Below are 20,072 nucleotides of genomic sequence, written 5' to 3' on the forward strand. Positions count from 1 at the left end.
GACCGGAGACAGGGGGCGACGACGCCCGCGGACGTCACCGAGGGGCCTGGGCCGCCGCATCCTCGCCCTGGCCGTGCCGGCGCTGGGCGCGCTGATCGCCGAGCCGCTGTTCCTGCTCGCGGACACCGCGATCATCGGGCACCTGGGGACCGCCCAGCTCGCCGGCGTGGGCCTGGGCACCACCGTCCTGCACACGGCCACGGGCCTGCTGATCTTCCTGGCCTACGCCACCACCCCGGAGGTCGCCCGGCTCACCGGTGCGGGCCGGGGCAGCGAGGCCATGGCCCGCGGCCGGGACGGCATGTGGCTGGGCATCCTGATCGGCCTGGTGCTGGCCGCGGTCGGCTGGTTCGCCGCACCGTCCCTGGTGGGCGCGCTCGGCGGCAGCGGGGCAGTGCAGGAGCATGCGGTGGCGTACCTGCGCTGGTCCATGCCCGGCATCCCCGCCCTGCTCGCGGTGCTGGCAGCCACCGGCGTGCTCCGCGGCCTGCAGGACACCAGGACCCCGCTGGTGGTGGCCGCGGCCGGCTTCGGCGTGAACATCGTCCTGAACTGGGTGCTCGTCTACGGGGCGGGCCTGGGAGTGGCCGGGTCGGCCCTCGGCACCTCGGCCGTCCAGTGGGCCATGCTGCTGACCTACCTGCTGGTGCTGGCCCCGCGCTTCCGGGCCGCCGAGACCGGTTGGGTGCCCTCGGGCGCCGGCATGCGGGCCACGGCCCAGGTGGGCTCCTGGCTGCTGCTGCGCACGGCGAGCCTCCGCCTGGCCATCCTGCTCACCGTCCTCGTGGCCACCGACGCCGGGGACGAGGTCCTCGCCGCCCACCAGCTGGTGTTCACCCTGTTCTCCACGCTCGCCTTCGCGCTGGACGCCCTGGCGATCGCCGCGCAGGCGCTGATCGGCCACGAGCTCGGCCGTGGGGACGTGCGCACCGCCCGGGAGCTGACGCGGGTGATGGTGGGCTGGTCCCTGTGGTTCGGGGTGGTCACGGGCGTGCTGCTCGGCGTGCTGGCCTGGGTGCTGCCGCCGCTGTTCACGCCCGAGCCGGGCGTGCAGGCCGCGGCCACCGCGGGACTGCTGGTGCTGGCGCTGAGCCAGCCGCTGGCCGGCTACGTCTTCGTGTTGGACGGCGTGCTGATCGGCGCCGGGGACGCGCGGTACCTGGCCCTGGCGGGTGTGGTGAACGTGGCGGTCTACGCCCCGGTGCTCTGGGTCATCGCGCAGGTGGCCGCCGGGGGGATGGGCTGGACCGTGGACTGGTCCGACCCCTGGGTGAACGTCCCGGCCGCGCCCGAGCAGCTGGCCCTGCTCTGGGTGGGCTTCGGGTTCGTGTACATGGGCATGCGCGCGCTCACCCTGGGCCTGCGCGCCCGCTCCGACGCCTGGATGCGCGCCGGGGCCTGAGCGGCTCCACCTGCACCGTGAGGGCGAAGTTTCCCGGAATTCGGGCCGAATAACGGGAAACTTCGCCCACAAGACGGTGATGGGGGAGGGGGAGCGAGGGGCGGGCGACGGCCGACGGGGTCGTCCTCGGCCGTCCTCGGAGCGCACCCCGCCCGCTGTCCTAGACTTGGCGGGTGCCTGCCGTGACCAAGACCCCCGTGGACGTCGCCGACGTCATGTTCAAGCCCGTCCTGATCCGCGCCGGCGTCGCGCTGATCTTCGGCCTGACCACCGTGTTCGTGCAGGAGCCGGGCACGCTGTGGATGAAGGTCGCCCTCGCCCTGTACCTCGTCTTCTCCGGCTCCGCGATGTGGGAGTACCTGCGCCGCGAGCCCGTCCCGGTGGCCATGCGCTCCCCGCTGTCCATGGCGGCGGCCGCGTGGATGCTCGGCACCATCGTGCTCTTCTTCTTCTCCTCCCCGCAGGGCGTGGGCATCACGGTCGGTGCGGCCCTGCTGCTCGGCGGCATCGCCGAGCTCGTCGCCTGGTTCCGGCACCGCCACGAGTTCGGCCCGGCCCGCGACCAGCTGATCACCGGCGCCGTGGGCGTCGGCTCCGGCGTCGGCCTGTTCCTCGGCTCCGGGCTGAACCAGCACGCCCAGCTCGGCATCGCCGGCGGCGGCGCCCTGATCCTCGGCGTGATGCTGGCCGTCTCGGGCGTCGGCATGTACCTGGACGTCCGCAAGGCCGCGAAGAACGGCGCCTGACCGCGTCGGGCGAGCGGCCGTCGTCGTGCCCCACGGCCGTGGGCGAACAGCCCCGCCCGGCCCGGTCCACCCCGCGTAGACTGGGGTCAGTTTGCCCGACGACGGCCCCGCACCTAAGGACCGTCGTCCCGCCGCAGACGACCGTCGGCCCCGAACCCAGTCAGGAGCGTCCCGAAGTGAGCGCACAGTCCTCCCGTTCCCCGCGCAGCCAGGATCCCCATGGCGGCCAGAAGCGCGGCGGCCTGAAGGACACCGTGAAGGCGCCGCTGATCTTCTCGGCGGCCCTCGGCCTGGTGGGCGGCCTGGTCGCCGCGATCACGTCCTCCGGCGGCACGGACAACCCGCTGCGCGTGGACATCGGACTCATCGCCTTCGGCGTGTTCTTCGTGGTCTCCCTCGTGGTGGTGGCCATGCTGCAGCTGGCCTCCCGGGAGAACCCGGAGCACCTGTCCCAGGGCTCCGGCGTGAACCGCTCCTCCGCGCAGATGCACCAGAAGGCCGTGGACGAGCGCCGCGCCCGCGAGCGCTCCCGGCGCGAGGGCCGCGACGGCACCCGCTGAGCGCCCAGCTCAGAACCCGAGCGACCGCGCGGACTCCCGCAGCGCCTCGGCCGAGGTCCGCAGCTGACGGACCTCCCCGGCGTCCAGGTCCGTCTCGAGCACCCGCAGCACGCCGGCCCGCCCCACCACACTGGGCAGGGACAGCGCCACGTCCGTGAGCCCGTGTTCGCCGTCCAGGACGGTGGAGACCGGGAGCACGGCCCGCTCGTCCCGGAGCACGGTCTCCAGCAGGCGGTTGGTGGCCACGCCGATCGCATGGTTGGTGGCGCCCTTGCCCTGGATGACCTCGTAGGCGGCGTTCATCACCGAGTCCGCGATCGCGTCCAGGTCCGGGCGGGTGAACTGCGGGGCGGCGGCGGAGGGCCAGCGCAGCAGCGGCACCGGGCCCACGGAGGCGGTGGACCAGGCCGGGAACTCGGTGTCCCCGTGCTCGCCCAGCACGGCGGCGTGCACCGAGCGCGGGTGCACGCCCACGCGGGAGGCCAGCAGCCAGCGCAGGCGGGCGGTGTCCAACAGGGTGCCGGAGCCGATCACGCGGCCGGCCGGCAGCCCGGAGATCCGCTGCGCCACGAGGGTGAGCACGTCCACCGGGTTGGTGACGAGCACCAGCAGGGCGTCCGGGGCGTGCTCCTGCACGGTGGGGATGAGAGAGCGCAGGATGGCCACGTTGGCCTCGGCCAGATCGAGGCGGGACTGCCCCGGCTTCTGCTTGGCGCCGGCGGTGATCACCACCACCGAGGAGTCCTCCAGCACGGCCGGGTCGGCTCCGCCGGTCATGGTGTGGGCGGCGGTGAACGCGGTGCCGTGGGCCAGGTCCAGGACCTCGGCGCGGACCTTGGGCTCGTTGACGTCGTACAGGGCCACCTCGTCCGCGACCCCGCTCATCAGGGCCGAGTAGCAGACGGAGGTGCCCACGGCGCCGGCGCCGATCACGCCGACCTTCCGGTACTCCGGGCGCGGCGAGGTCGGGGCGGCGGTGGTGTGGTCGGCTACGGCCCCCGGGGTCGCTTCGGCGGCCGAGGCGGCGTTCGGATCTGCGGACGGGTGCTGCCGGGCGTCGTGCTGATCGCTCATGGAGCTCACCCTAGGCGCCATGGCGGGCCGGAGTCAGTCCTTGGACTTCTTCTTGTCCTTGTCCTTCTTCTTTTTCTTCTTGGACTTCTTCTCGGCCTTGTCCTCGTCCCCTGAGGTGTGCTCGGTCGGGGTCTCCGCGGCGTCGTCCTCGGCGGCTTCGGCCTGCCGGGCCCGGTAGCTGCGCACGTGCAGGCGGTTGCCGCAGTTGGCCTCGTCGCAGAAGCGCTTGGAGCGGTTGCGGCTCGCGTCCACCAGGACGTTGCCGCAGTCCTCGCCGGCGCAGACGCGCAGGCGGGCGGCCTCGCCCTCGGCCACCACGTCGGCCAGGGCCAGGGCGGCCAGGGCGGTGAGGCGCTCCACCGCGTCCGAGGTCTGCGATGCCGGCCCGTAGACCAGGCCCTCGTCCGTGGCGATCAGGGCCAGCGCACCGACCTCCTCCAGCAGCGCGTTGACCTGCTCGGTCACGTCCTCACCGGAGTCCGCGTCCGCCCAGAGGGCGGCCACCCTGCCGCGCAGGTCGTGCGCCCGCTGCAGTGCGGCGTTGGCCACCCGCACCCGGTTCTTCCCCTCGTGCACCGCGGGCACCACGTCCGGGAGCTGGGTGCCGAAGACGAGTCGCTCCTCCAGCACCTGCCCGCCGTGCAGTCCGGGGGCCGTGTTGAGGAACGTCGCGAGGGAGTGGAGCCGGTCCAGGGTGCGTGGGGAGAGCATGTCTGCACTGTACGACGACGGCACCGCGCCTCGGCAGGGCACGTCGCCTCTGCGGTGGGTCGTCTCCACCTGCTCGGTGGACCGTGGCTGTCCGGTCCGCCTCCGCCCGAGCCGCGGGCGGAGGGCGCCCGTGGGGCGGCTGCCGCCGGTGGGGCGGCAGGCGGGGGTGAGTGCCGTCGTCGGGACGATGACGGGCGGTGACCACGATGCGGATGTCCACTTCTCAAGTCTTGAGCGAGGGCACCATAGTCGGTGAGAGTGTCCAGAGCACCGCCGACGGGAGGCGATGCGCCCATCTCCGGGACCGCGACGGCGCGGCACCCACCGACGTCAGGAGCAGTACAGATGCCGCAGAACGAGACCGCAGGACGGATGTCCGCCGGCCATGTGATCGTGAAGACCCTTGAGGCCCACGGGGTGAAGCGGGTCTACTCGGTGCCGGGCGAGTCCTACCTCGACGTGCTGGACGGCCTGCACGACTCCTCGATCCAGAACATCGTCTGCCGTCATGAGGTGGCGCCACCTACATGGCCGAGGCCGACGGCAAGATGAACGAGGTCCCCGGCGTGGCCATGGTGACCCGCGGCCCCGGCGCGGCGAACGCCCATGTGGGCCTGCACACCGCCTGGCAGGACTCCACGGCGATGGTGCTGTTCGTGGGCCTGATCCCGTTCGAGCACCGGGACCGCGAGGCCTTCCAGGAGTTCGACCCGCACGCCTGGTTCAACTCCGGCGCCAAGCGCGTCATGGTCCTGGACCACGCGGACCGCGCCTCCGAGATCGTGGCCGAGGCGATGTTCGCCGCCACCTCCGGGCGTCCGGGACCCGTGGTGGTCGGCCTGCCCGAGGACGTCATCCAGGGGGAGATCTCCGCGGCGCTGCACCCACAGATCCCCGTGGCCCAGGGCGGCATGACCGTGGAGGACTGGAAGGCGCTGCACTCCGCGCTCAAGGGCTCGGAGAAGCCGCTGTTCATCACCGGCGGCAACGACTGGACCGACGAGGGCGCCGCCGCCCTCACCGAGTGGCTCGAGTCCCACGAGATCCCGGCCGCCGCCGAGTGGCGCACCGAGGGCACCGTGCCGTTCTCCTCCCCGTCCTACATCGGCCCCATCGGCTACGGCCGCCCGGACTGGACCGAGAGGCTGCTGGAGGAGACCGACCTGATCATGTTCGTGGGCACCGTCCCCGGGGACGTGGTCACGGACGGCTTCACCATCCGTCAGAACTGGGACAAGAAGAACTTCCTGGTGACCATCGACCCGGCCCTGCGCGGCCGCTCCGGCCCGGTGTCCCACCAGATCGTGGCCAAGCCGGACGTGTTCGTCCGCGACCTGGTCCGCATGGACCTCACCGTGAAGGACGAGTGGCGCGAGTGGTCCCGGCGCATGCGTCGCGAGCAGGAGGAGTTCGCGGCCCTGCCGTCCGCCGAGCCCGGCGACGGCCAGGCGAAGATGGCCACGCTCATGGCCACTCTGATGCCGAAGCTGCCGACAGACTCCATGATCTCCCTCGGTGCCGGCGAGCACACCAACTGGGCGCACCGCTACTTCCCGACCGAGGGCTACCGGGCCATGATCTCCGCCCGCAACGGCTCCATGGGGTACTCCGTGCCCGGCGCCGTGGCTGCCTCCCTGAACTTCCCGGACCGCGTGGTGGTGACCATCGCCGGAGACGGCGAGTTCCTCATGAACGGCCAGGAGCTGGCGACCGCCGCCCAGTACGGCGCGACGCCGCTGGTGGTGGTCATGGACAACCAGGAGTACGGCACCATCCGCACCCACCAGGAGCGCCAGTACCCGGAGCGCATCTCCGGCACCCAGCTGAAGAACCCGGACTTCGCCACGATGGCCGAGGCCTTCGGCGGCGTCGGCATTCGGGTGGAGGAGGACGCGGACGTCCCGGCCGCCGTGGACAGGGCCCTCGAAACGGTGAAGGGCGGGCAGTTCGCCCTGATCCATCTGATCGTGGAGCAGCGCGTCAAGGCCTACTGAGCGTCGGCGCTGACGTCAGTGCCGGCACCGGCGTTGTCGTTCGGGAGAACGTCGAGTCACCGGGCGCTCTCGTTCGGGAGAACGTCGAGTCCCGACACCTGCCCGCCAGGGTGCCGTCACTGAGGAGACGACGTGAGCTCGGCGTGGAGCTCGCGCACGCGTCGGGCGATGTCGTCGCGGACCAGCCGCATGCGCTCGGCCCCCTCGATCCCGCGCTCGGACGGCTCGTCCGTATGCCAGGTCTCCACGGTGCCCGCCATGTCCGGGTCCGGCTCCACGCGGGCCTCGGACCCGAGCACGACCACGCGGTCCACCCTGCGCAGCAGCGCCAGGTCGATCGGCTTCGGCGTGCCCGCGGACATGTCCGCGCCGACCTCCGCCACGGTCTCCGCGGAGAGGGCGTTGATCGCCGTACCCGGGTGGGTGCCGGCCGAGTGGACCTCCACGGTGTCACCGGCCACCTGCTCCATGAGGGCGGCGGCCATCTGGGACTTGCCGCCGTTCTTCGTGCAGACGAACAGGACGGAGGGGCGGCGCTGCGGCGCGGATGCGGTCATGACGGTCTCCTGGGCGGACGAGGCGGGGGATGAGTGCGTGGTCCGGGGACGGTCGGACGGCGCCGGGACCGCACGGCATATCGATGAATGTCGATATGAAGGATGAACTGGGCCGAGGCGAGTGTCAATCGTGAGGCGACGGCCGTCGTCGGGACGCGGGTGTGGTGGCGTCATGCGGCATGCCCGGTGCCCCGGTAGGGTCGAGGGGCGGCGCGGAGCGTGCGGTGCGAGGGGCGGAGCGTGGATCCGCGGCACGGGCGCAGGCAGAGAGGTGAGGACGATGGACGAGGGCCCCGGTGAGGTGGGTGGCCGCACCATGCAGATCGGTGAGGTGGCCGAGCGTGTGGGACTCTCCCTGCGCTCCATCCGGCACTACGACGACGTCGGGCTGGTTCCGCCGTCCGCCCGCAGCGAGGGCGGCTTCCGGCTCTACACCGAGGACGACGTCGAACGACTGCTGCGGGTCAAGCGCATCGTCCCGCTCGGGTTCAGCCTCGAGGAGACCTCTCGCATGCTCGAGCTGCTCGAGTCCGGGGCTGCAGGCGGCGACACGGCCGAACTCGACGGGTTCCTGGAGCGGGCCCGCCGCGGTCGGGAGACCCTGTCCCGCAAACTGGCCCAGGCGGACGAGCTGCTGGCCGAGCTGGAGGACCTCGCCCGCTGACCGGAGCGGGTTGGCGCGTCCGGGCCCCGCCGGCCGGTGTATGACCTGCACCTCATCTGACGGTCACGCGTCAACCCTACCCTCACGTAAGGGTAGGGTTTGGGCCATGGTCGACTCCCGTACCGCTCCAGCGCTTCCTGACTCCGCCGTCACCCCTGCAGAGACCCCGGAGCAGCAGCAGTCCGTCCGCCGCGCTCTGCGCTCGCCCCGCCGCCTGAAGACCGAGGTCCTGGCCGGACTCGTGGTCGGCCTCGCCCTGATCCCCGAGGCCATCGCGTTCGCGCTGATCGCCGGAGTGGACCCGCAGGTCGGCCTCTTCGCGGCCGCCACCATGGCCATGACCATCGCCTTCGTGGGCGGCAGGCCCGCCATGATCTCCGCGGCCACCGCCGCCACGGCCCTCGTGATGGCGCCGCTCGTGGAGTCCCACGGACTGGACCACCTCATTGCCGCCGTGATCCTGGCCGGCATGTTCCAGGTGCTCCTGGGCCTGGCCGGCGTGGCGAAGCTGATGCGGTTCGTGCCCCGCTCCGTGATGGTCGGGTTCGTCAACGCCCTGGCCATCCTGATCTTCAGCTCCCAGCTGCCGGACCTGATGGGCGTCCCCTGGCTGGTCTACCCGCTGACCGCGCTCGGCCTGGGGATCATCCTCCTGCTGCCGCGGGTGACCACGGCGGTCCCCGCCCCGCTCGTGGCGATCGTGGCGGTCACGGCCCTCACCCTCGCCTTCGCCGTGGACGTGCCCACCGTGGGGGACAAGGGGCGGCTGCCGGACTCCCTTCCGGCTCTGATGGTGCCCGACGTGCCCTTCACCCTGGAGACCCTGCAGGTGATCGCCCCCTATGCGCTGGGCATGGCCGTCGTCGGGCTGCTGGAGTCCCTCATGACCGCCAAGCTCGTGGACGACATCACGGACACCCGCTCGTCCAAGGTCCGCGAGTCCTGGGGGCAGGGTGTGGCGAACATCGTGTCCGGACTCTTCGGCGGCATGGGCGGCTGCGCGATGATCGGCCAGACCATGATCAACGTGAAGGCCTCCGCCGCACGCACGCGCATCTCGACCTTCATGGCCGGCGTGTTCACGCTGATCCTGTCCGTCAGCCTGGGCGACGTGGTGGCGCTGGTGCCCATGGCCGCCCTGGTGGCGGTGATGATCTTCGTGTCCCTGGCAACCTTCGACTGGCACTCGATCCGCCCGTCCACCCTCGCCTTCATGCCGAAGTCCGAGACCCTCGTGATGGTCGTGACCGTGGTGGCCACCGTGGCCACCCACAACCTGGCCGTGGGCGTGGGCCTGGGTGTGCTCACCGCCATGGTGATGTTCGCCCGTCGGATGGCCCACCTGGCCACCGTCTCCCGCACGGTGGACGGTGAGGGCGAGGACGCGGTGGCCCGATACCGGGTGCGCGGCGAGCTGTTCTTCGCCTCCTCCAACGACCTCTACACGCAGTTCGACTATGCCGGGGACCCGGGACGCGTGGAGATCGACTTCACGCAGGCGCACCTGTGGGACGCCTCCACGATCGCGTCGCTGGACGCCATCGAGGAGAAGTACCGCCGCAACGGCACCACGCTGGAGATCACCGGGCTGAACGTGGCCAGCCGGGCGCTGCGGGCACGGATGTCGGGGCGCCTGGCCGGGGAGTGAGAGACGGGGCCGAGGCTCAGCAGGCGGCGAACCTCAGGTTCGTCAGGAAGATCTGCTGCGCCACGGTGCCGTCGGTGGAGGAGAAGTCCAAGGAGAACGAGGTGATGGGCCCGCTGTAGGTCACCGTCGATCGGTTGTCCAGCGTGTCTGAGTTGACCTCGGCGGCGGTCTTCGGCGTGAGGGGGTTGCCCGCCACGCCGGCACCCTGGACCGCGGAGTTGTTGGTCACTGTGGTGGGGGTGGGGCTCAGGACGACGGCGTCCCGGTAGCCGCGCGACCTCCAGTCCAGGTCCGCAATGGTGAACTGCAGATCGGTGACCGGTTCGCTGAGTGAGATGGTGAGGACCTGACCGCCGTTGCCCTGCTGCTGCAGCTGGAGGCCGTCGGATTCGAGGTCGCCCCTGCCACTGTACCCCTGGTTGATGCCTCCGGCGGAGGTCAGGTTGTTGGTCATCAGGGACTTCCCGCCGTAGGCCACGGTGCTGACGTCCAGTGTGATCGTGTTGCCGCTGGCCGAGGTCCACGTGTAGCTGGAGGGCGGGGCGCCGTAGACGTTCGCCTGCGTGAAGTCCCCGGTGTAGGTGGTGGGGTTCGCACAGGAGGCCGCATAGGCGGGGGCGGCGGCCGTGGCGGCGATCGCCGGGACGGACCAGGCCAGACCGGCGGTGACGGCCCGGCGGGAGGGCGCAGGCTGAGTGTGGGTGGGGGCAGGCATGGGGGCTCCTGGCATTCTTGAGGGGAGTGTCTCGCGGGCGGGCGAGCCCGGTTGCGGCGCGAATGACGGGTCCACAGCGGAGGGGAGGACTGTCTCCTGCTCCAGACACCATGGTAACCGAGATCCTCCTGGGGGAGAAGGCAGAGGAAGGGCGTCTCTTCCCGGGAGCCAGGCGGCATACTGGGTGCATGACCGAGATGCCCCCCGTGCCCGATGTCCCTCTCGACGCCGCCCCGCAGGACCCCGCGCTGCGCGCCCGCCTCGAGGCGATCTACGCCGTCGACCCCGCCGTGCGCGAGCACGGGATCACCCTCGGCGAGGCGGCCGAGGGGCACGTGACTCTGCACCGCGACGTCACGCCGGACATGGTGAACTCCCACGAGATCTGCCACGGCGGCTTCCTCTTCCACCTCGCGGACACCGCCCTGGCCTACTGTGTGGCCACCTTCGGTGCCGCCCCGGTGACCCGCCGCGCGGAGATCACCTACGTGGCCCCGGCGAAGCTCGGCACCCGCCTGACCGCCGTCGCCCGCCAGCAGATCGAGTTCGGCCGCGACCGCATGATCGAGGTCCGCATCGAGGCGGACGGCGAGCTCGTCGCGTACTTCACCGGCCACTCCACCAGCCCGCGCCCGCGCGCCTGAGGGAGGCCGGTTGCTCCTGCACCCGTACACCACCTGGGGTGACATCCAGGACATCTGCGGCGGGGAGATCCCGCCGGGCGTGGACCCGGACTCGCCGACCCAGTACTTCGGCTACACCTGGCGCCAGGTGTTCGCGTTCCACCCGCGCAAGTAGGTCCTTAACCTGGACGCCCTGGAGGGGGAGTACCGCCCGGAGGACTGGGAGGACCCGGTCCTCGCGGAGCAGGAGCGGCGCCGGCTCAGGCGTATCGCGCGGCGAGACGGGTGAGCGAGGACGAGATGCCGCGCCCGTTCTCCCGCTGCAGGCGCAGCAGCTCGTACGCCTTGGCCTGCTTGGCGCCCACCCACGAGTAGTCGAAGGTCTCGGTGACCGCGGTGGTGCCGTCCCCGTTGTCCCGGAACTCCCACCGCCACCGGTGGCCGCCCGGGTGCGCCCACTCGACCAGCCGGCCCGGCTCGGCGCCGGTGACGGTCAGCGGCATGACGTACGGCACCCGGTACTTCTTCATGTGGACCGTGAACCGGTCGCCCACGGCGAGCCGGTGCGGTCCCTGGACCGTCGGCTTCACGGTGCCGGAGCCGTCCACCTCGTGGTGGCGGTGCGGGTCCGCCAGCAGGGCCCACAGCTCGTCCGCCGGCGCGTGCACGGTCAGCCGGTAGGCCACCTGCCGCTCGCCGACCTCCACCGGTTCCGGCCAGGCGGCCTGCTGGGCGGCCTGGGGGAGCACAGTGGTCTCCTCGTTGGTCTGCTCGGCGTTCTCAGGGCGGTTCGTCTCGCTCATGGAGCCGAGTCTAGGGACTGCCGCACCGCCCGTCTCGGGTCTACGCTGACGACGGAAGACCCCCTGGCGAAGGAGCCCCATGAACACGCCCCACCCGATGTGGAGCACCCAGGTGAGCCGGCACGTCCAGGCGCCGGCCGTCGTCGTGTGGCAGGTGATCACGGACCTGGAGGGGACGGCCCGGCACCTGCCGGGCATCCTGCGGCTGGAACGGCTTTCCGACGACGGCCCGGGCACCTACCGGCGCGGCACCCGGTGGCGCGAGACGCGCCGCATGTTCGGCCGTGAGGCCTCCGAGGTCATGGAGGTCGCGGCCGTGGACCCCGAGCGGCGGACGGACATCGTGGCCGAGCACGACGGGGTCCGCTACGAGACCGGCTTCGACCTCACCCCCGCCGGCAACGGCGCCGAGCCGGACGGCACCGACCTGGTGTTCCGATTCTCCGCGACACGGTCGGGCCAGGCGCCGACGGGCCTGAGGGGGCTGGCGTCCACGGCGGGCATGACGCTGATGGGGCCGCTCGCCCTGAGGGCCACCCGGAAGCAGATGGAGACGGAGCTGCGGCACATCGCCGAGCGGGCCGAGCATCTGGCCGCCGGCGGCGCCTGAGTCCTAGGCTGACTCCATGGCTAGCTGGGGAACGAAGGTCTTCGAGAACGACACCGCCACGGACCTGCTGGACGAGGTCCTGGACGGCACCTTCCGCCTGGACGACTACCGGCGCACCATCCGCGCCGAGTCTTCCGACGGCTACATCTCCATGCGCACCGGCGAGCAGCTGCTCGCCATGGGGGCGCTGGTCCGCCTCGCCCGCGGGGACGAGATCGACGCGCTGGACCAGATCGTGGAGCACGCCCAGCTAGAGGAGGGCGCGGAACTGGACCTGGACCCGTTCCTGGAGCAGTTCTCCGAGGAGGACATCGACCGGCTGCGCGAGCACATCGGCATGACCCTGCGCGAGCCGGCCGTCTCCGAGCTCTTCGAGCGGTGGGAGGAGTCCGGCGAGCTCGAGCGCTGGCTGGAGCGCTCCCACCAGGCCGTGCCGTGACCGGGACCGGCGGAGCAGACCCGACCATCACGACGAGGAGGCCCCGACGATGGCCACCCTGAACCCGTACCTGACCTTCGGCGGCACCGCCCGTGCCGCGATGGAGCTCTACCAGATGGTGCTCGGCGGCGAGCTGGACGTGAAGACGTTCGGGGACGTCGGCGCCGAGGACGACACCGCGTCGCTGGTGATGCACGCGGCCCTGCAGACCGACGGCGGGTTCACCCTGTTCGCCTGCGACCGCACCCCGCAGTCTGCGGGCGAGTTCGGGGAGAACGGCAACATCGCGCTGTCCGGGTCCGAGAGCGCGGAGCTGCAGTCCTACTGGGACCGCTTCGTGGAGGCCGAGGGCACCCAGGTGGTGCAGGAGCTGACGAACACCCCGTGGGGCTCGGCCTTCGGCATGCTGCGCGACCCGCACGGGGTGCTCTGGCTCTTCGACATCGAGGGCGGCCTGCCGCAGCACGACCCGCTCGGCGAGGACACGGCGGACGCCGCGGCGGGGCCGGGTGAGGGCGAGGGGGTCCCGGGCTCGCGCGAGGACCTCGTGGTGGAGGGCGGACCGGACGCGGCACGTCCGTGACCGCCCGACAGCCCGCCCCTCTGCGTTTTCGCTGGCGAAACGGGGTGCCGCCCGGGAGCAGGTCTCCCGTTCTGCTCGCGAAAACGTCGGGGAGGGGGCACGCGTGGTCTGCGTTGTCCACAGAAATCACCCGCACACTCTGCCTAGACCCTAGAAGGTCTAGCGTGGAATCATGTGGAGGGTAGAGATCGAGCTGGTCGAGCCGTGGCTGGACTCCTTGGACGAGGATTCGTTGGCACAGGTCGTCGCGGCACTGCAGCTGCTCCAGGAATGGGGGCCGCAGCTGGGGCGGCCTCTGGTGGACACCGTGGCGGGTTCGCGACATAGGAACATGAAGGAACTGAGGCCTGGGTCGCGGGGAAGGAGTGAGTTGAGGGTGCTGTTCGCGTTCGACCCGGAGCGCTCGGCGATCCTTCTCCTCGGCGGAGACAAGTCGGGGAACTGGACCCGGTGGTATCGCCGGTCGATCCCTGCCGCGGACGACCTGTTCGACGCACACCTGCACGGGTTGAGGAAGAAGGGCCGCTGACATGGCAAGAACACTCGAGGACTTCCTCGCCGAGCGACCGGTGGACCGAGCCGCGGTCGAGCGGCACAGACAGCGGATGCTGTCCGAGGTCAGGGCCTGTCGGCTGCGGGAGCTGCGGGAGCAGGCCGGGCTCACCCAGGCCGAGCTGGCGGCGCGGATCGGTGTGGGTCAGCGTCAGGTCTCCAAGATCGAGAACGGCGACCTCGACAGCGCCCGGGTCGGAACGATCCGGGGCTACGTCGAGGCGGTCGGCGGCAGCCTGGAGCTGGACTTCGTGCTCGGGGACCACCGCATCCAGGTGGCCTGACGACTTCCGTCGCTCCGCCTTCACCGCCCGTAGCGCGTCAGCCGCAGCGAGTTCAGCACCACCAGCACGGAGGACGCGGCCATCGCGCCGCCGGCGATCATCGGGTTGAGGAACCCGAGCGCCGCCACGGGGATGCCGAGGGTGTTGTACGCGAACGCCCAGAACAGGTTCATGCGGATCACCTGGAGCGTCTTCCGGGACAGCTCCAGCGACTGCACCACCTGCCGCAGGTCCGACCCCATCACGGTGATCGCGGCGGCCTCGCGCGCCACATCCGTGCCGGAGCCCATCGCGATGCCCACGTCCGCCAGGGCCAGCGCCGGGGCGTCGTTGACGCCGTCGCCCACCATCCCGACGACGGCCCCCTCGCCCTGGAGGGACCGGATCACCTCGACCTTGGCCTCCGGCCGGACGCCGGCCACCACGTCTCGGATCGATCCCGACCTCGGCGGCCACGGCCTTCGCCACGGCGGCGTTGTCCCCGGTGACGAGCATCGGGCGCAGGCCCAGGGCCTTCAGGTCCGCGATCGCCGCGGCGGAGGAGGGCTTCACGGTGTCCTGCACGGCCACGAACCCGGTGAGCTCGCCGTCCACGGCCACCCACACGGCGGTGGTCCCGGCCTCCTCGGCCGCCGCGAAGCGTGCCTCCGCCTCGGGGGAGAACGGGCGGGTGACGTGCTGGAGGACGAAGTCCCCGCGACCCACGGCCACGTGCTGGGCCACCTGGTCGCCCTCGCCTTCACCGAGCACCACGCGGCCGCTCACGCCGCCGCCGGCCGAGGACGCGAAGTCCTCCACGGCGGGCAGCGCCAGCCCGTGCTCGCGGGCACCCTCCACGATCGCCTTCGCGATCGGATGCTCCGAGCCGTGCTCCACCGCGGCGGTCACGGTGAGCAGGGCGGCCTGAGCCGGCCCCAGCGAGCCGTGCCGGGCCTCGGTGAGGCGAGCGCCGTCGTCGGGAAGCCGGTCCGCCGAGGAGGACCCGACGTTCTCCCGAACGACAGCACCGGCGGTGTCCTCGGGGAGGGCCACCACGTCGGCCAGGCGCATGCGGCCCTCGGTCACGGTGCCGGTCTTGTCCAGCACGATCGTGTCCACGGTGCGGGAGTCCTCCAGCACCTCGGGGCCGCGGATGAGGATGCCCAGCTGCGAGGCACGGCCGGTGCCGGCCAGCAGCCCCACGGGCGTGGCCAGGCCCAGCGCACACGGGCACGCGATCACCAGCACCGCCACGGCCGCCCGCAGCGCCGAGGCCACGTCGCCGCCGGTGACCAGCAGCCACACCACGAGCGTCAGCGCCGCGATGCCCATGACGATCGGCACGAACACCGCCGAGATGCGGTCCGCCAGCCGCGCGACCTTCGCCTTGCCGGTCTGCGCCTCGGACACGAGCCGGCCCATCTGCGCCAGCGTGGTGTCCGCGCCGGTGCGCGTGGCCCGCGCGACCAGCCGTCCGGTGACATTCACGGTGGCGCCGGTGACCTCGTCGCCGGGCCCGACCTCCACCGGCACGGACTCGCCCGTCAGCAGGGAGGCGTCCACGGCGGAGGAGCCCTCCACCACCACGGCGTCCGTGGGGACCTTCTCGCCGGGACGGATGAGCACGAGGTCGCCCGGGGCCAGGGACTCCGCCGGCACCACCTTCTCGGCGCGGGCTGCCGGGTCCCAGAGCGTGGCCTGCGCGGCGCCCAGGTCCAGCAGCGCCCGCAGCGCCTGCCCGGCCCTGCGCTTCGCACGTGCCTCCAGCCAGCGGCCCAGCAGCAGGAACGTGGTGATCACCGCGGCGGTCTCGAAGTAGAGGCTGTGATGCGCCATCGCCGCCATGCCGCCGCCCACGTGCTCGGTCATGCCCGGGTCCAGGGCCAGCTCGATCGCGGAGTACCCCCAGGAGACGAGCACGCCCACGGACACCAGCGTGTCCATGGTGGAGGACCCGTGCCGGGCGGTGCGTGCGGCGGCGGAGTGGAACGGCCAGGCGGAGTAGAACACCACCGGCGCGGAGAGGACCAGCGCCACCCAGCCCCAATGCGGGAACTGTGCGGCCGGGACCATGGAGACCACCACGGTCGGGACGGTCAGCAGCGCCGCCACCACGAGTCGGCGCAGCAGCGTGTCCGGGGCGTGCGCGTCCGTGGCACCGGCGGCGGGATCGGCGGGCGGCTCGCCGTCCGCGGCCGTCTCACCGCCTCCGCGGCCTCCGTCCTTCCCGACGACGGCCCCCGCCTTCCCGTGCACCCTCGCCCCGTAGCCAGCCGCCTCCACGGCGGCGATCAGCTCGGCGTCCGTGACGGACTCGGGTGCGGAGACGGCGGCCTGCTCGAGCGGCAGGTTCACCGTCGCGGAGACCCCGTCCACCTTCCCGAGCTTGCGCTCGACCCGGCGCACACAGGAGGCGCACGTCATGCCCGTGACGTCCAGAGTCACGGTGCGGGCGGGCGCCGTCGGCACGTCCAGCGAGGACGCTTCCGGGGCGGTGGCGCCGGCAGGGGAGGAGGCACCCGAGGCGCGGGTGCCGGCGGAGGCGACGGAGCCGTCGTCGGGATGGGAGGCGGGGTCTGTGGACATCAGGCGGACACGACCTCGTAGCCGGCCTCCTTCACGGCGGCCTGCAGCTCGGCGGGGTTCACGGGCTGGTCCGAGGTGACGGTGGCGGTGGAGACGCCGCCGGAGACGAGGACCACGTCCACGGCGGTGACCAGGGGCAGCTCGGAGATCTCCTCGGTGACGGAGGCGACGCAGTGATCGCAGGTCATGCCGGTGATCTTCAGTTCGGTGGTGGCCATGGCGGTGCTCCTTCTGTCTGTGGGGTGGGTGTGCGGTCGGAGGGTCTGGGCGTGGGCGGTGGGCGCGGGCGTGGGTGCAGGGCCTGCGCCGCGGCGCTCAGCGCAGGAGGCGACCGATCGCGGCGGTCGCCTCGGCGACCTTGGCGTCCACGATCTCGGCGCGGCCGGTGTGGTCCGCCTCGACCGCGGCCTCGGCCACGCAGTGCCGCAGGTGGTCCTGCACCAGCGCGAGGCTCACGGACTGCAGCGACTTCGTGGCCGCAGAGACCTGCGTGAGGATGTCGATGCAGTAGACGTCCTCGTTCACCATGCGCTGCAGGCCGCGGATCTGGCCCTCGATGCGGCGCAGCCGCTTGAGGTAGGCGTCCTTCTGCCCGCCGTAGCCGTGGCTGTGCTCGGCCGGGGCGGTGCCGTCGTGGGCGGCCGAGGCCGGTCCGTCGACTACGCCGACGGAGGTGGTGGCCGTTGCTCCCGCGGCGTGGCGGCAGGTGGCGGGCTCGGTGTTCTCCATGCCTCCTTTGTATACCCCTAGGGGGTATGTGCACAAGAGGCTTCGCCATCGGAGGACATCGGTGTGCGCCGTCTTCGGCACGCCCGGGACGCGCCGCGGAGCCGGCGCCACTTACTGGTGGGGACTCACCGTCAAGCGCCCCTCGGGCCGGGGCCATGAGGGTGTGTTCTCCCCAGTAGCGAGGAGGGGCTGGGGTGCGGAGACAGGCGGGGGCGGGCGCCGCGTCGGGAAGAGGGCGGGCGCGGCCGGGAGGAGGGGGGTGGGAAGTCGACGGGGGACGCGGGCGCTGAACGCGGCGTCGTCCGGCGGATCAGCCGTCGAGCGGCTCGGTGCGGCCGCCGCCCTCGATCTCGCGGACAAGCTGGCGCACGCGCAGGTCCAGGTCGTCGCGGACGCGCTGCACCTGAGGCAGGGCCAGCCCGGACAGGGACGGGACGTCCCAGTGGCGGACGTCCAGGTGCTCGGGCCACTCGACGGGGTCGGCGCCGGTGAAGACCACCACGGTCTCCGCGGCCTGGACCACGTCTGCGTCGATCGACTTCGGGACCGCGTGGTGCAGCGGGATGCCGATCTCCGCCATGGCGTCCAGGGCGTGCGGCAGGACCCTCGAGGCGGGGGCGGTGCCCGCCGAGCGGGCCAGGATGAGGCCCTCAGACCGGTTCACCAGCAGGGCCGAGGCCATCTGGGAGCGGCCGGCGTTGCCGTGGCAGACGAACAGCACGCGCGGGTGGCGGGACTCGACGCTGCCCTGCCGCTTGGCCTTCTCCCGCAGACGCTGGGTGGCCAGGTTCAGGGCGGAGGCGGTGAGCATGTTGGGGTGCCGGGTGGTGGCGGCCAGCTCGTCGTAGGCGGACTGCAGCTCGGCGCGGGCGCCGGCCAGGTCCGTGACCTCCGGGAAGCGCTGCTGCAGCGTCTCGGCCTCGCGGTCCAGGACGCCGGCGTCCATGGACGGCATCTCGGGGGTGGGGGTGGCGTGGGGGTCCGGGGTGTGGCTCACGGTCTGCCTCGTGCTCTCAGGGGGGCGAATGGACTCCCGTTGTTCGTCTGTTGTTCACCTTATGCTCAGAAGCCGCGGACGGACAGCGGCCGGGTGTCCCCGGGGCGTTCTGTTCGCCACACCGCTGGTCGGAGGGGCAGGGCGAGGTGTGTGGGCAGGACGAGGTGCGGGACAATGGGTGCCATGCCCGCCCAGCACGACTCCCTGCGCTCCCTCCTGCCCTCCGTCCACGCCGAGGCCGCCTTCGCCGACGCCGTGGTCTGGGCCCGCGGCGAGACGGTGCAGGTCGGGGCCGGCGGGTGGACCGTGCTGCTGAAGGGCAGGCACCGGCTGCGCCGCCTCTCCGAGCTGTGGTCCCGCAGCGTGAAGGCGACCCCGCAGACCGGCACGCTGGCCATGATCCCCGTGCCGGCGGCGGACGCGGACGAGCCGACCCCGCGTCCCGGCCAACGCGCCTGGGTGGCCGGCACGTTCTCGGACGACTCGCCCGAGCCGGCCGTGCTGCGCATCCCCACGCACTGGACCGAGCTGACGTCGGAGGGCGTGGCCCTCTACGTGCAGGAGGTCTCCGCCACCGCCCTCCGTGCCGCCGTGGCCGTGGACGAGGTCGCCGAGCTCGCCCCGCACGGCCGCATGCCGTTGCCGGCCGCAGACCCGGACGCGGCCTGGGACGATGTCGGCTATGCCGACGGCGTCCGCGCCGTGCTGCAGCGCCTGGGCAGGCCGGCCGAAGGACCCGAGGCCACCGGCGAGATCCTCCGCAAGGTGGTCATCAGCCGCACCGAGACCGTGCCGGCGGACGAGGATGCGCTCTGGGCCGCGTTGGACGCCCTGCGCGAGGCCTACCCGCAGACCTGGGTCTTCGCGGTCGGCGGCCTGCTCGGCGCCACCCCGGAGATGCTCGCCACCCGGCACGACGGCGCTGTGGAGTCGCTCGTGCTCGCCGGCTCCGTGCCGCGCGGGGCGAACGCGAAGGCGGACGAGGCGGCGAAGGCGCACCTCGCCGCGGACCGGCGCATGGCGGACGAGCACCACTGGGCAGCCCGCTCCGTGTGGGAGGCGCTGACTCCGGCGCTGGAGATGGACGAGTCCGCGTTCATGCCGCACGTGCTGACCCTGCCGAACGTGCACCACCTGGCCACACGGATCTCGGGGCGGCTCAAGGCTGCGGGCGGCACGGTGCTGGACGTGGTGACGCGCATGCATCCGACCGCCGCGGTGGGCGGCACCCCCACGCCGGACGCGGTACGCGTGATCGCCGAGGTGGAGCCGGTGGACCGTGGCCGCTACGGCGCCCCGGTCGGCTGGCTGGACGGCAGCGGCGACGGCGAGATCGCCCTCTGCCTGCCGCTGCGGCCAGGCCGTGCGGGATGCCTCGGCGCCGGCCGATGAGGCGGCCGATGAGGCGGCCGACGTGGCGGTGGGCGTACGCCTGCATGCCGGCGGCGGCATCGTGCCGGGCTCGGACCCGGGCGACGAGGTCACGGAGATCGGCGTGAAGTTCCAGCCGATGCGCCGGGCACTGGGCGTAGTCGAAGTCTGAAGGCCTGCCTGGTCCCGGCCTTGAGGGCGAAGTTTTCCCGGACCAACGCCAGAATTCCGGAAACGTCGCCCTCGCCATGAACTGGAGCGCACCCTCCAGTGGGCGGGTCTGCCGCTCGGACCACGACGACGGCGGGGCACCTTTCGTACGAATGCACTGGTCCCCGGTTGTTGGACTGGTAATCAGAGCGTAAGCGCCCTGTCTTCCTCGAGGGCCTGTTCCCGATACTTCATCGGGGTCAGGCCCTCGAGTCGTTGCTGGATCCGGTGGTAG

Annotated in this window: 22 protein-coding genes and 2 pseudogenes; 15 read left to right on the forward strand and 9 right to left on the reverse strand. The window is 72.2% G+C overall.

The window, feature by feature from the left end:
* Positions 1-46 precede the first annotated feature (46 nt).
* The 3 genes from AC2W7A_RS01935 to AC2W7A_RS01945 all read left to right on the forward strand — a co-directional run bounded on the left by AC2W7A_RS01935 (position 47) and on the right by AC2W7A_RS01945 (position 2,708).
* The gene (locus AC2W7A_RS01935; protein WP_485989876.1) at positions 47-1,402 is read left to right on the forward strand and encodes an MATE family efflux transporter; all 1,356 of its coding nucleotides are present in this window, start codon (positions 47-49) and stop codon (positions 1,400-1,402) included.
* Positions 1,403-1,575: 173 nt separating this feature from the next.
* Positions 1,576-2,148, forward strand: a complete 573-nt coding sequence (locus AC2W7A_RS01940) for a hypothetical protein (RefSeq protein WP_485989855.1) — start codon at positions 1,576-1,578, stop codon at positions 2,146-2,148.
* Positions 2,149-2,324: 176 nt separating this feature from the next.
* Positions 2,325-2,708, forward strand: a complete 384-nt coding sequence (locus tag AC2W7A_RS01945; protein WP_485989856.1) for a hypothetical protein — start codon at positions 2,325-2,327, stop codon at positions 2,706-2,708.
* A gap of 9 nt (positions 2,709-2,717) precedes the next feature.
* Here the strand turns inward: AC2W7A_RS01945 and AC2W7A_RS01950 are convergent, their stop codons facing one another.
* Positions 2,718-3,782, reverse strand: a complete 1,065-nt coding sequence (locus AC2W7A_RS01950; protein WP_485989857.1) for an L-lactate dehydrogenase — start codon at positions 3,780-3,782, stop codon at positions 2,718-2,720.
* 33 nt (positions 3,783-3,815) lie between these two features.
* Positions 3,816-4,493 (reverse strand): CGNR zinc finger domain-containing protein, encoded by a 678-nt coding sequence (locus tag AC2W7A_RS01955; protein WP_485989858.1) that lies wholly within the window; start codon positions 4,491-4,493, stop codon positions 3,816-3,818.
* 345 nt (positions 4,494-4,838) lie between these two features.
* Between AC2W7A_RS01955 and AC2W7A_RS01960 the strand changes: the two are divergent.
* Positions 4,839-6,487, forward strand: a pseudogene (locus tag AC2W7A_RS01960) (thiamine pyrophosphate-dependent enzyme).
* 116 nt (positions 6,488-6,603) lie between these two features.
* On the opposite strand, the gene AC2W7A_RS01965 reads toward AC2W7A_RS01960, so the two are convergent.
* The gene (locus AC2W7A_RS01965) at positions 6,604-7,044 is read right to left on the reverse strand and encodes an arsenate-mycothiol transferase ArsC (protein WP_485989859.1); all 441 of its coding nucleotides are present in this window, start codon (positions 7,042-7,044) and stop codon (positions 6,604-6,606) included.
* Between the two features lie 280 nt (positions 7,045-7,324).
* Between AC2W7A_RS01965 and AC2W7A_RS01970 the strand changes: the two genes are divergently transcribed.
* Together AC2W7A_RS01970 and AC2W7A_RS01975 are read left to right on the forward strand one after the other, a co-directional pair.
* Positions 7,325-7,708, forward strand: a complete 384-nt coding sequence (locus tag AC2W7A_RS01970; RefSeq protein ID WP_485989860.1) for a MerR family transcriptional regulator — start codon at positions 7,325-7,327, stop codon at positions 7,706-7,708.
* A 106-nt stretch (positions 7,709-7,814) separates the two neighbouring features.
* The gene (locus tag AC2W7A_RS01975) at positions 7,815-9,356 is read left to right on the forward strand and encodes a SulP family inorganic anion transporter (RefSeq protein WP_485989861.1); all 1,542 of its coding nucleotides are present in this window, start codon (positions 7,815-7,817) and stop codon (positions 9,354-9,356) included.
* 16 nt (positions 9,357-9,372) lie between these two features.
* Here the strand turns inward: AC2W7A_RS01975 and AC2W7A_RS01980 are convergent, their stop codons facing one another.
* Positions 9,373-10,071: a hypothetical protein gene (locus tag AC2W7A_RS01980; RefSeq protein ID WP_485989862.1), complete on the reverse strand. Its 699-nt coding sequence runs from the start codon at positions 10,069-10,071 to the stop codon at positions 9,373-9,375.
* A 188-nt stretch (positions 10,072-10,259) separates the two neighbouring features.
* On the opposite strand from AC2W7A_RS01980, the gene AC2W7A_RS01985 reads away from it, so the two are divergent.
* Entirely contained in the window at positions 10,260-10,715 is a 456-nt protein-coding gene (locus tag AC2W7A_RS01985) for a hotdog fold thioesterase (protein ID WP_485989863.1), read from the forward strand.
* A gap of 10 nt (positions 10,716-10,725) precedes the next feature.
* Positions 10,726-10,869, forward strand: coding sequence for a hypothetical protein (locus AC2W7A_RS01990; protein ID WP_485989864.1), 144 nt, complete (start codon positions 10,726-10,728; stop codon positions 10,867-10,869).
* Positions 10,870-10,954: 85 nt separating this feature from the next.
* Here the strand turns inward: AC2W7A_RS01990 and AC2W7A_RS01995 are convergent, their stop codons facing one another.
* Positions 10,955-11,497 carry an SRPBCC family protein gene (locus AC2W7A_RS01995; RefSeq protein ID WP_485989865.1) on the reverse strand — a complete coding sequence of 181 codons (543 nt, stop codon included), beginning with the start codon at positions 11,495-11,497 and terminating at the stop codon, positions 10,955-10,957.
* Positions 11,498-11,576: 79 nt separating this feature from the next.
* Between AC2W7A_RS01995 and AC2W7A_RS02000 the strand changes: the two genes are divergently transcribed.
* From AC2W7A_RS02000 to AC2W7A_RS02020, 5 genes are all read left to right on the forward strand, one after another.
* On the forward strand, positions 11,577-12,107 hold the full coding sequence (locus tag AC2W7A_RS02000) for an SRPBCC family protein (protein ID WP_485989866.1): 531 nt from the start codon (positions 11,577-11,579) through the stop codon (positions 12,105-12,107).
* Between the two features lie 16 nt (positions 12,108-12,123).
* Positions 12,124-12,546, forward strand: a complete 423-nt coding sequence (locus AC2W7A_RS02005) for a DUF4259 domain-containing protein (RefSeq protein WP_485989867.1) — start codon at positions 12,124-12,126, stop codon at positions 12,544-12,546.
* 49 nt (positions 12,547-12,595) lie between these two features.
* Positions 12,596-13,129, forward strand: coding sequence for a VOC family protein (locus tag AC2W7A_RS02010; RefSeq protein ID WP_485989868.1), 534 nt, complete (start codon positions 12,596-12,598; stop codon positions 13,127-13,129).
* 172 nt (positions 13,130-13,301) lie between these two features.
* Positions 13,302-13,658, forward strand: coding sequence for a type II toxin-antitoxin system RelE/ParE family toxin (locus tag AC2W7A_RS02015; RefSeq protein ID WP_485989869.1), 357 nt, complete (start codon positions 13,302-13,304; stop codon positions 13,656-13,658).
* A 1-nt stretch (position 13,659) separates the two neighbouring features.
* Positions 13,660-13,965: a helix-turn-helix domain-containing protein gene (locus tag AC2W7A_RS02020; protein WP_485989870.1), complete on the forward strand. Its 306-nt coding sequence runs from the start codon at positions 13,660-13,662 to the stop codon at positions 13,963-13,965.
* Positions 13,966-13,985: 20 nt separating this feature from the next.
* Here AC2W7A_RS02020 and AC2W7A_RS02025 read toward each other — a convergent pair.
* From AC2W7A_RS02025 to AC2W7A_RS02040, 4 genes and pseudogenes are all read right to left on the reverse strand, one after another.
* Positions 13,986-16,368 (reverse strand): annotated as a pseudogene (locus AC2W7A_RS02025) (heavy metal translocating P-type ATPase).
* 161 nt (positions 16,369-16,529) lie between these two features.
* Positions 16,530-16,748, reverse strand: coding sequence for a heavy-metal-associated domain-containing protein (locus AC2W7A_RS02030; RefSeq protein ID WP_485989871.1), 219 nt, complete (start codon positions 16,746-16,748; stop codon positions 16,530-16,532).
* 97 nt (positions 16,749-16,845) lie between these two features.
* Entirely contained in the window at positions 16,846-17,259 is a 414-nt protein-coding gene (locus AC2W7A_RS02035) for a metal-sensitive transcriptional regulator (RefSeq protein WP_485989872.1), read from the reverse strand.
* Positions 17,260-17,569: 310 nt separating this feature from the next.
* Entirely contained in the window at positions 17,570-18,256 is a 687-nt protein-coding gene (locus tag AC2W7A_RS02040; RefSeq protein ID WP_485989873.1) for an arsenate-mycothiol transferase ArsC, read from the reverse strand.
* 183 nt (positions 18,257-18,439) lie between these two features.
* On the opposite strand from AC2W7A_RS02040, the gene AC2W7A_RS02045 reads away from it, so the two are divergent.
* The gene (locus tag AC2W7A_RS02045; RefSeq protein WP_485989874.1) at positions 18,440-19,648 is read left to right on the forward strand and encodes a chorismate-binding protein; all 1,209 of its coding nucleotides are present in this window, start codon (positions 18,440-18,442) and stop codon (positions 19,646-19,648) included.
* Between the two features lie 22 nt (positions 19,649-19,670).
* The gene (locus AC2W7A_RS02050; RefSeq protein WP_485989875.1) at positions 19,671-19,799 is read left to right on the forward strand and encodes a hypothetical protein; all 129 of its coding nucleotides are present in this window, start codon (positions 19,671-19,673) and stop codon (positions 19,797-19,799) included.
* The last annotated feature ends 273 nt before the right edge of the window (positions 19,800-20,072 follow it).

Source organism: Micrococcus sp. LASM2_SD2, assembly GCF_057364565.1.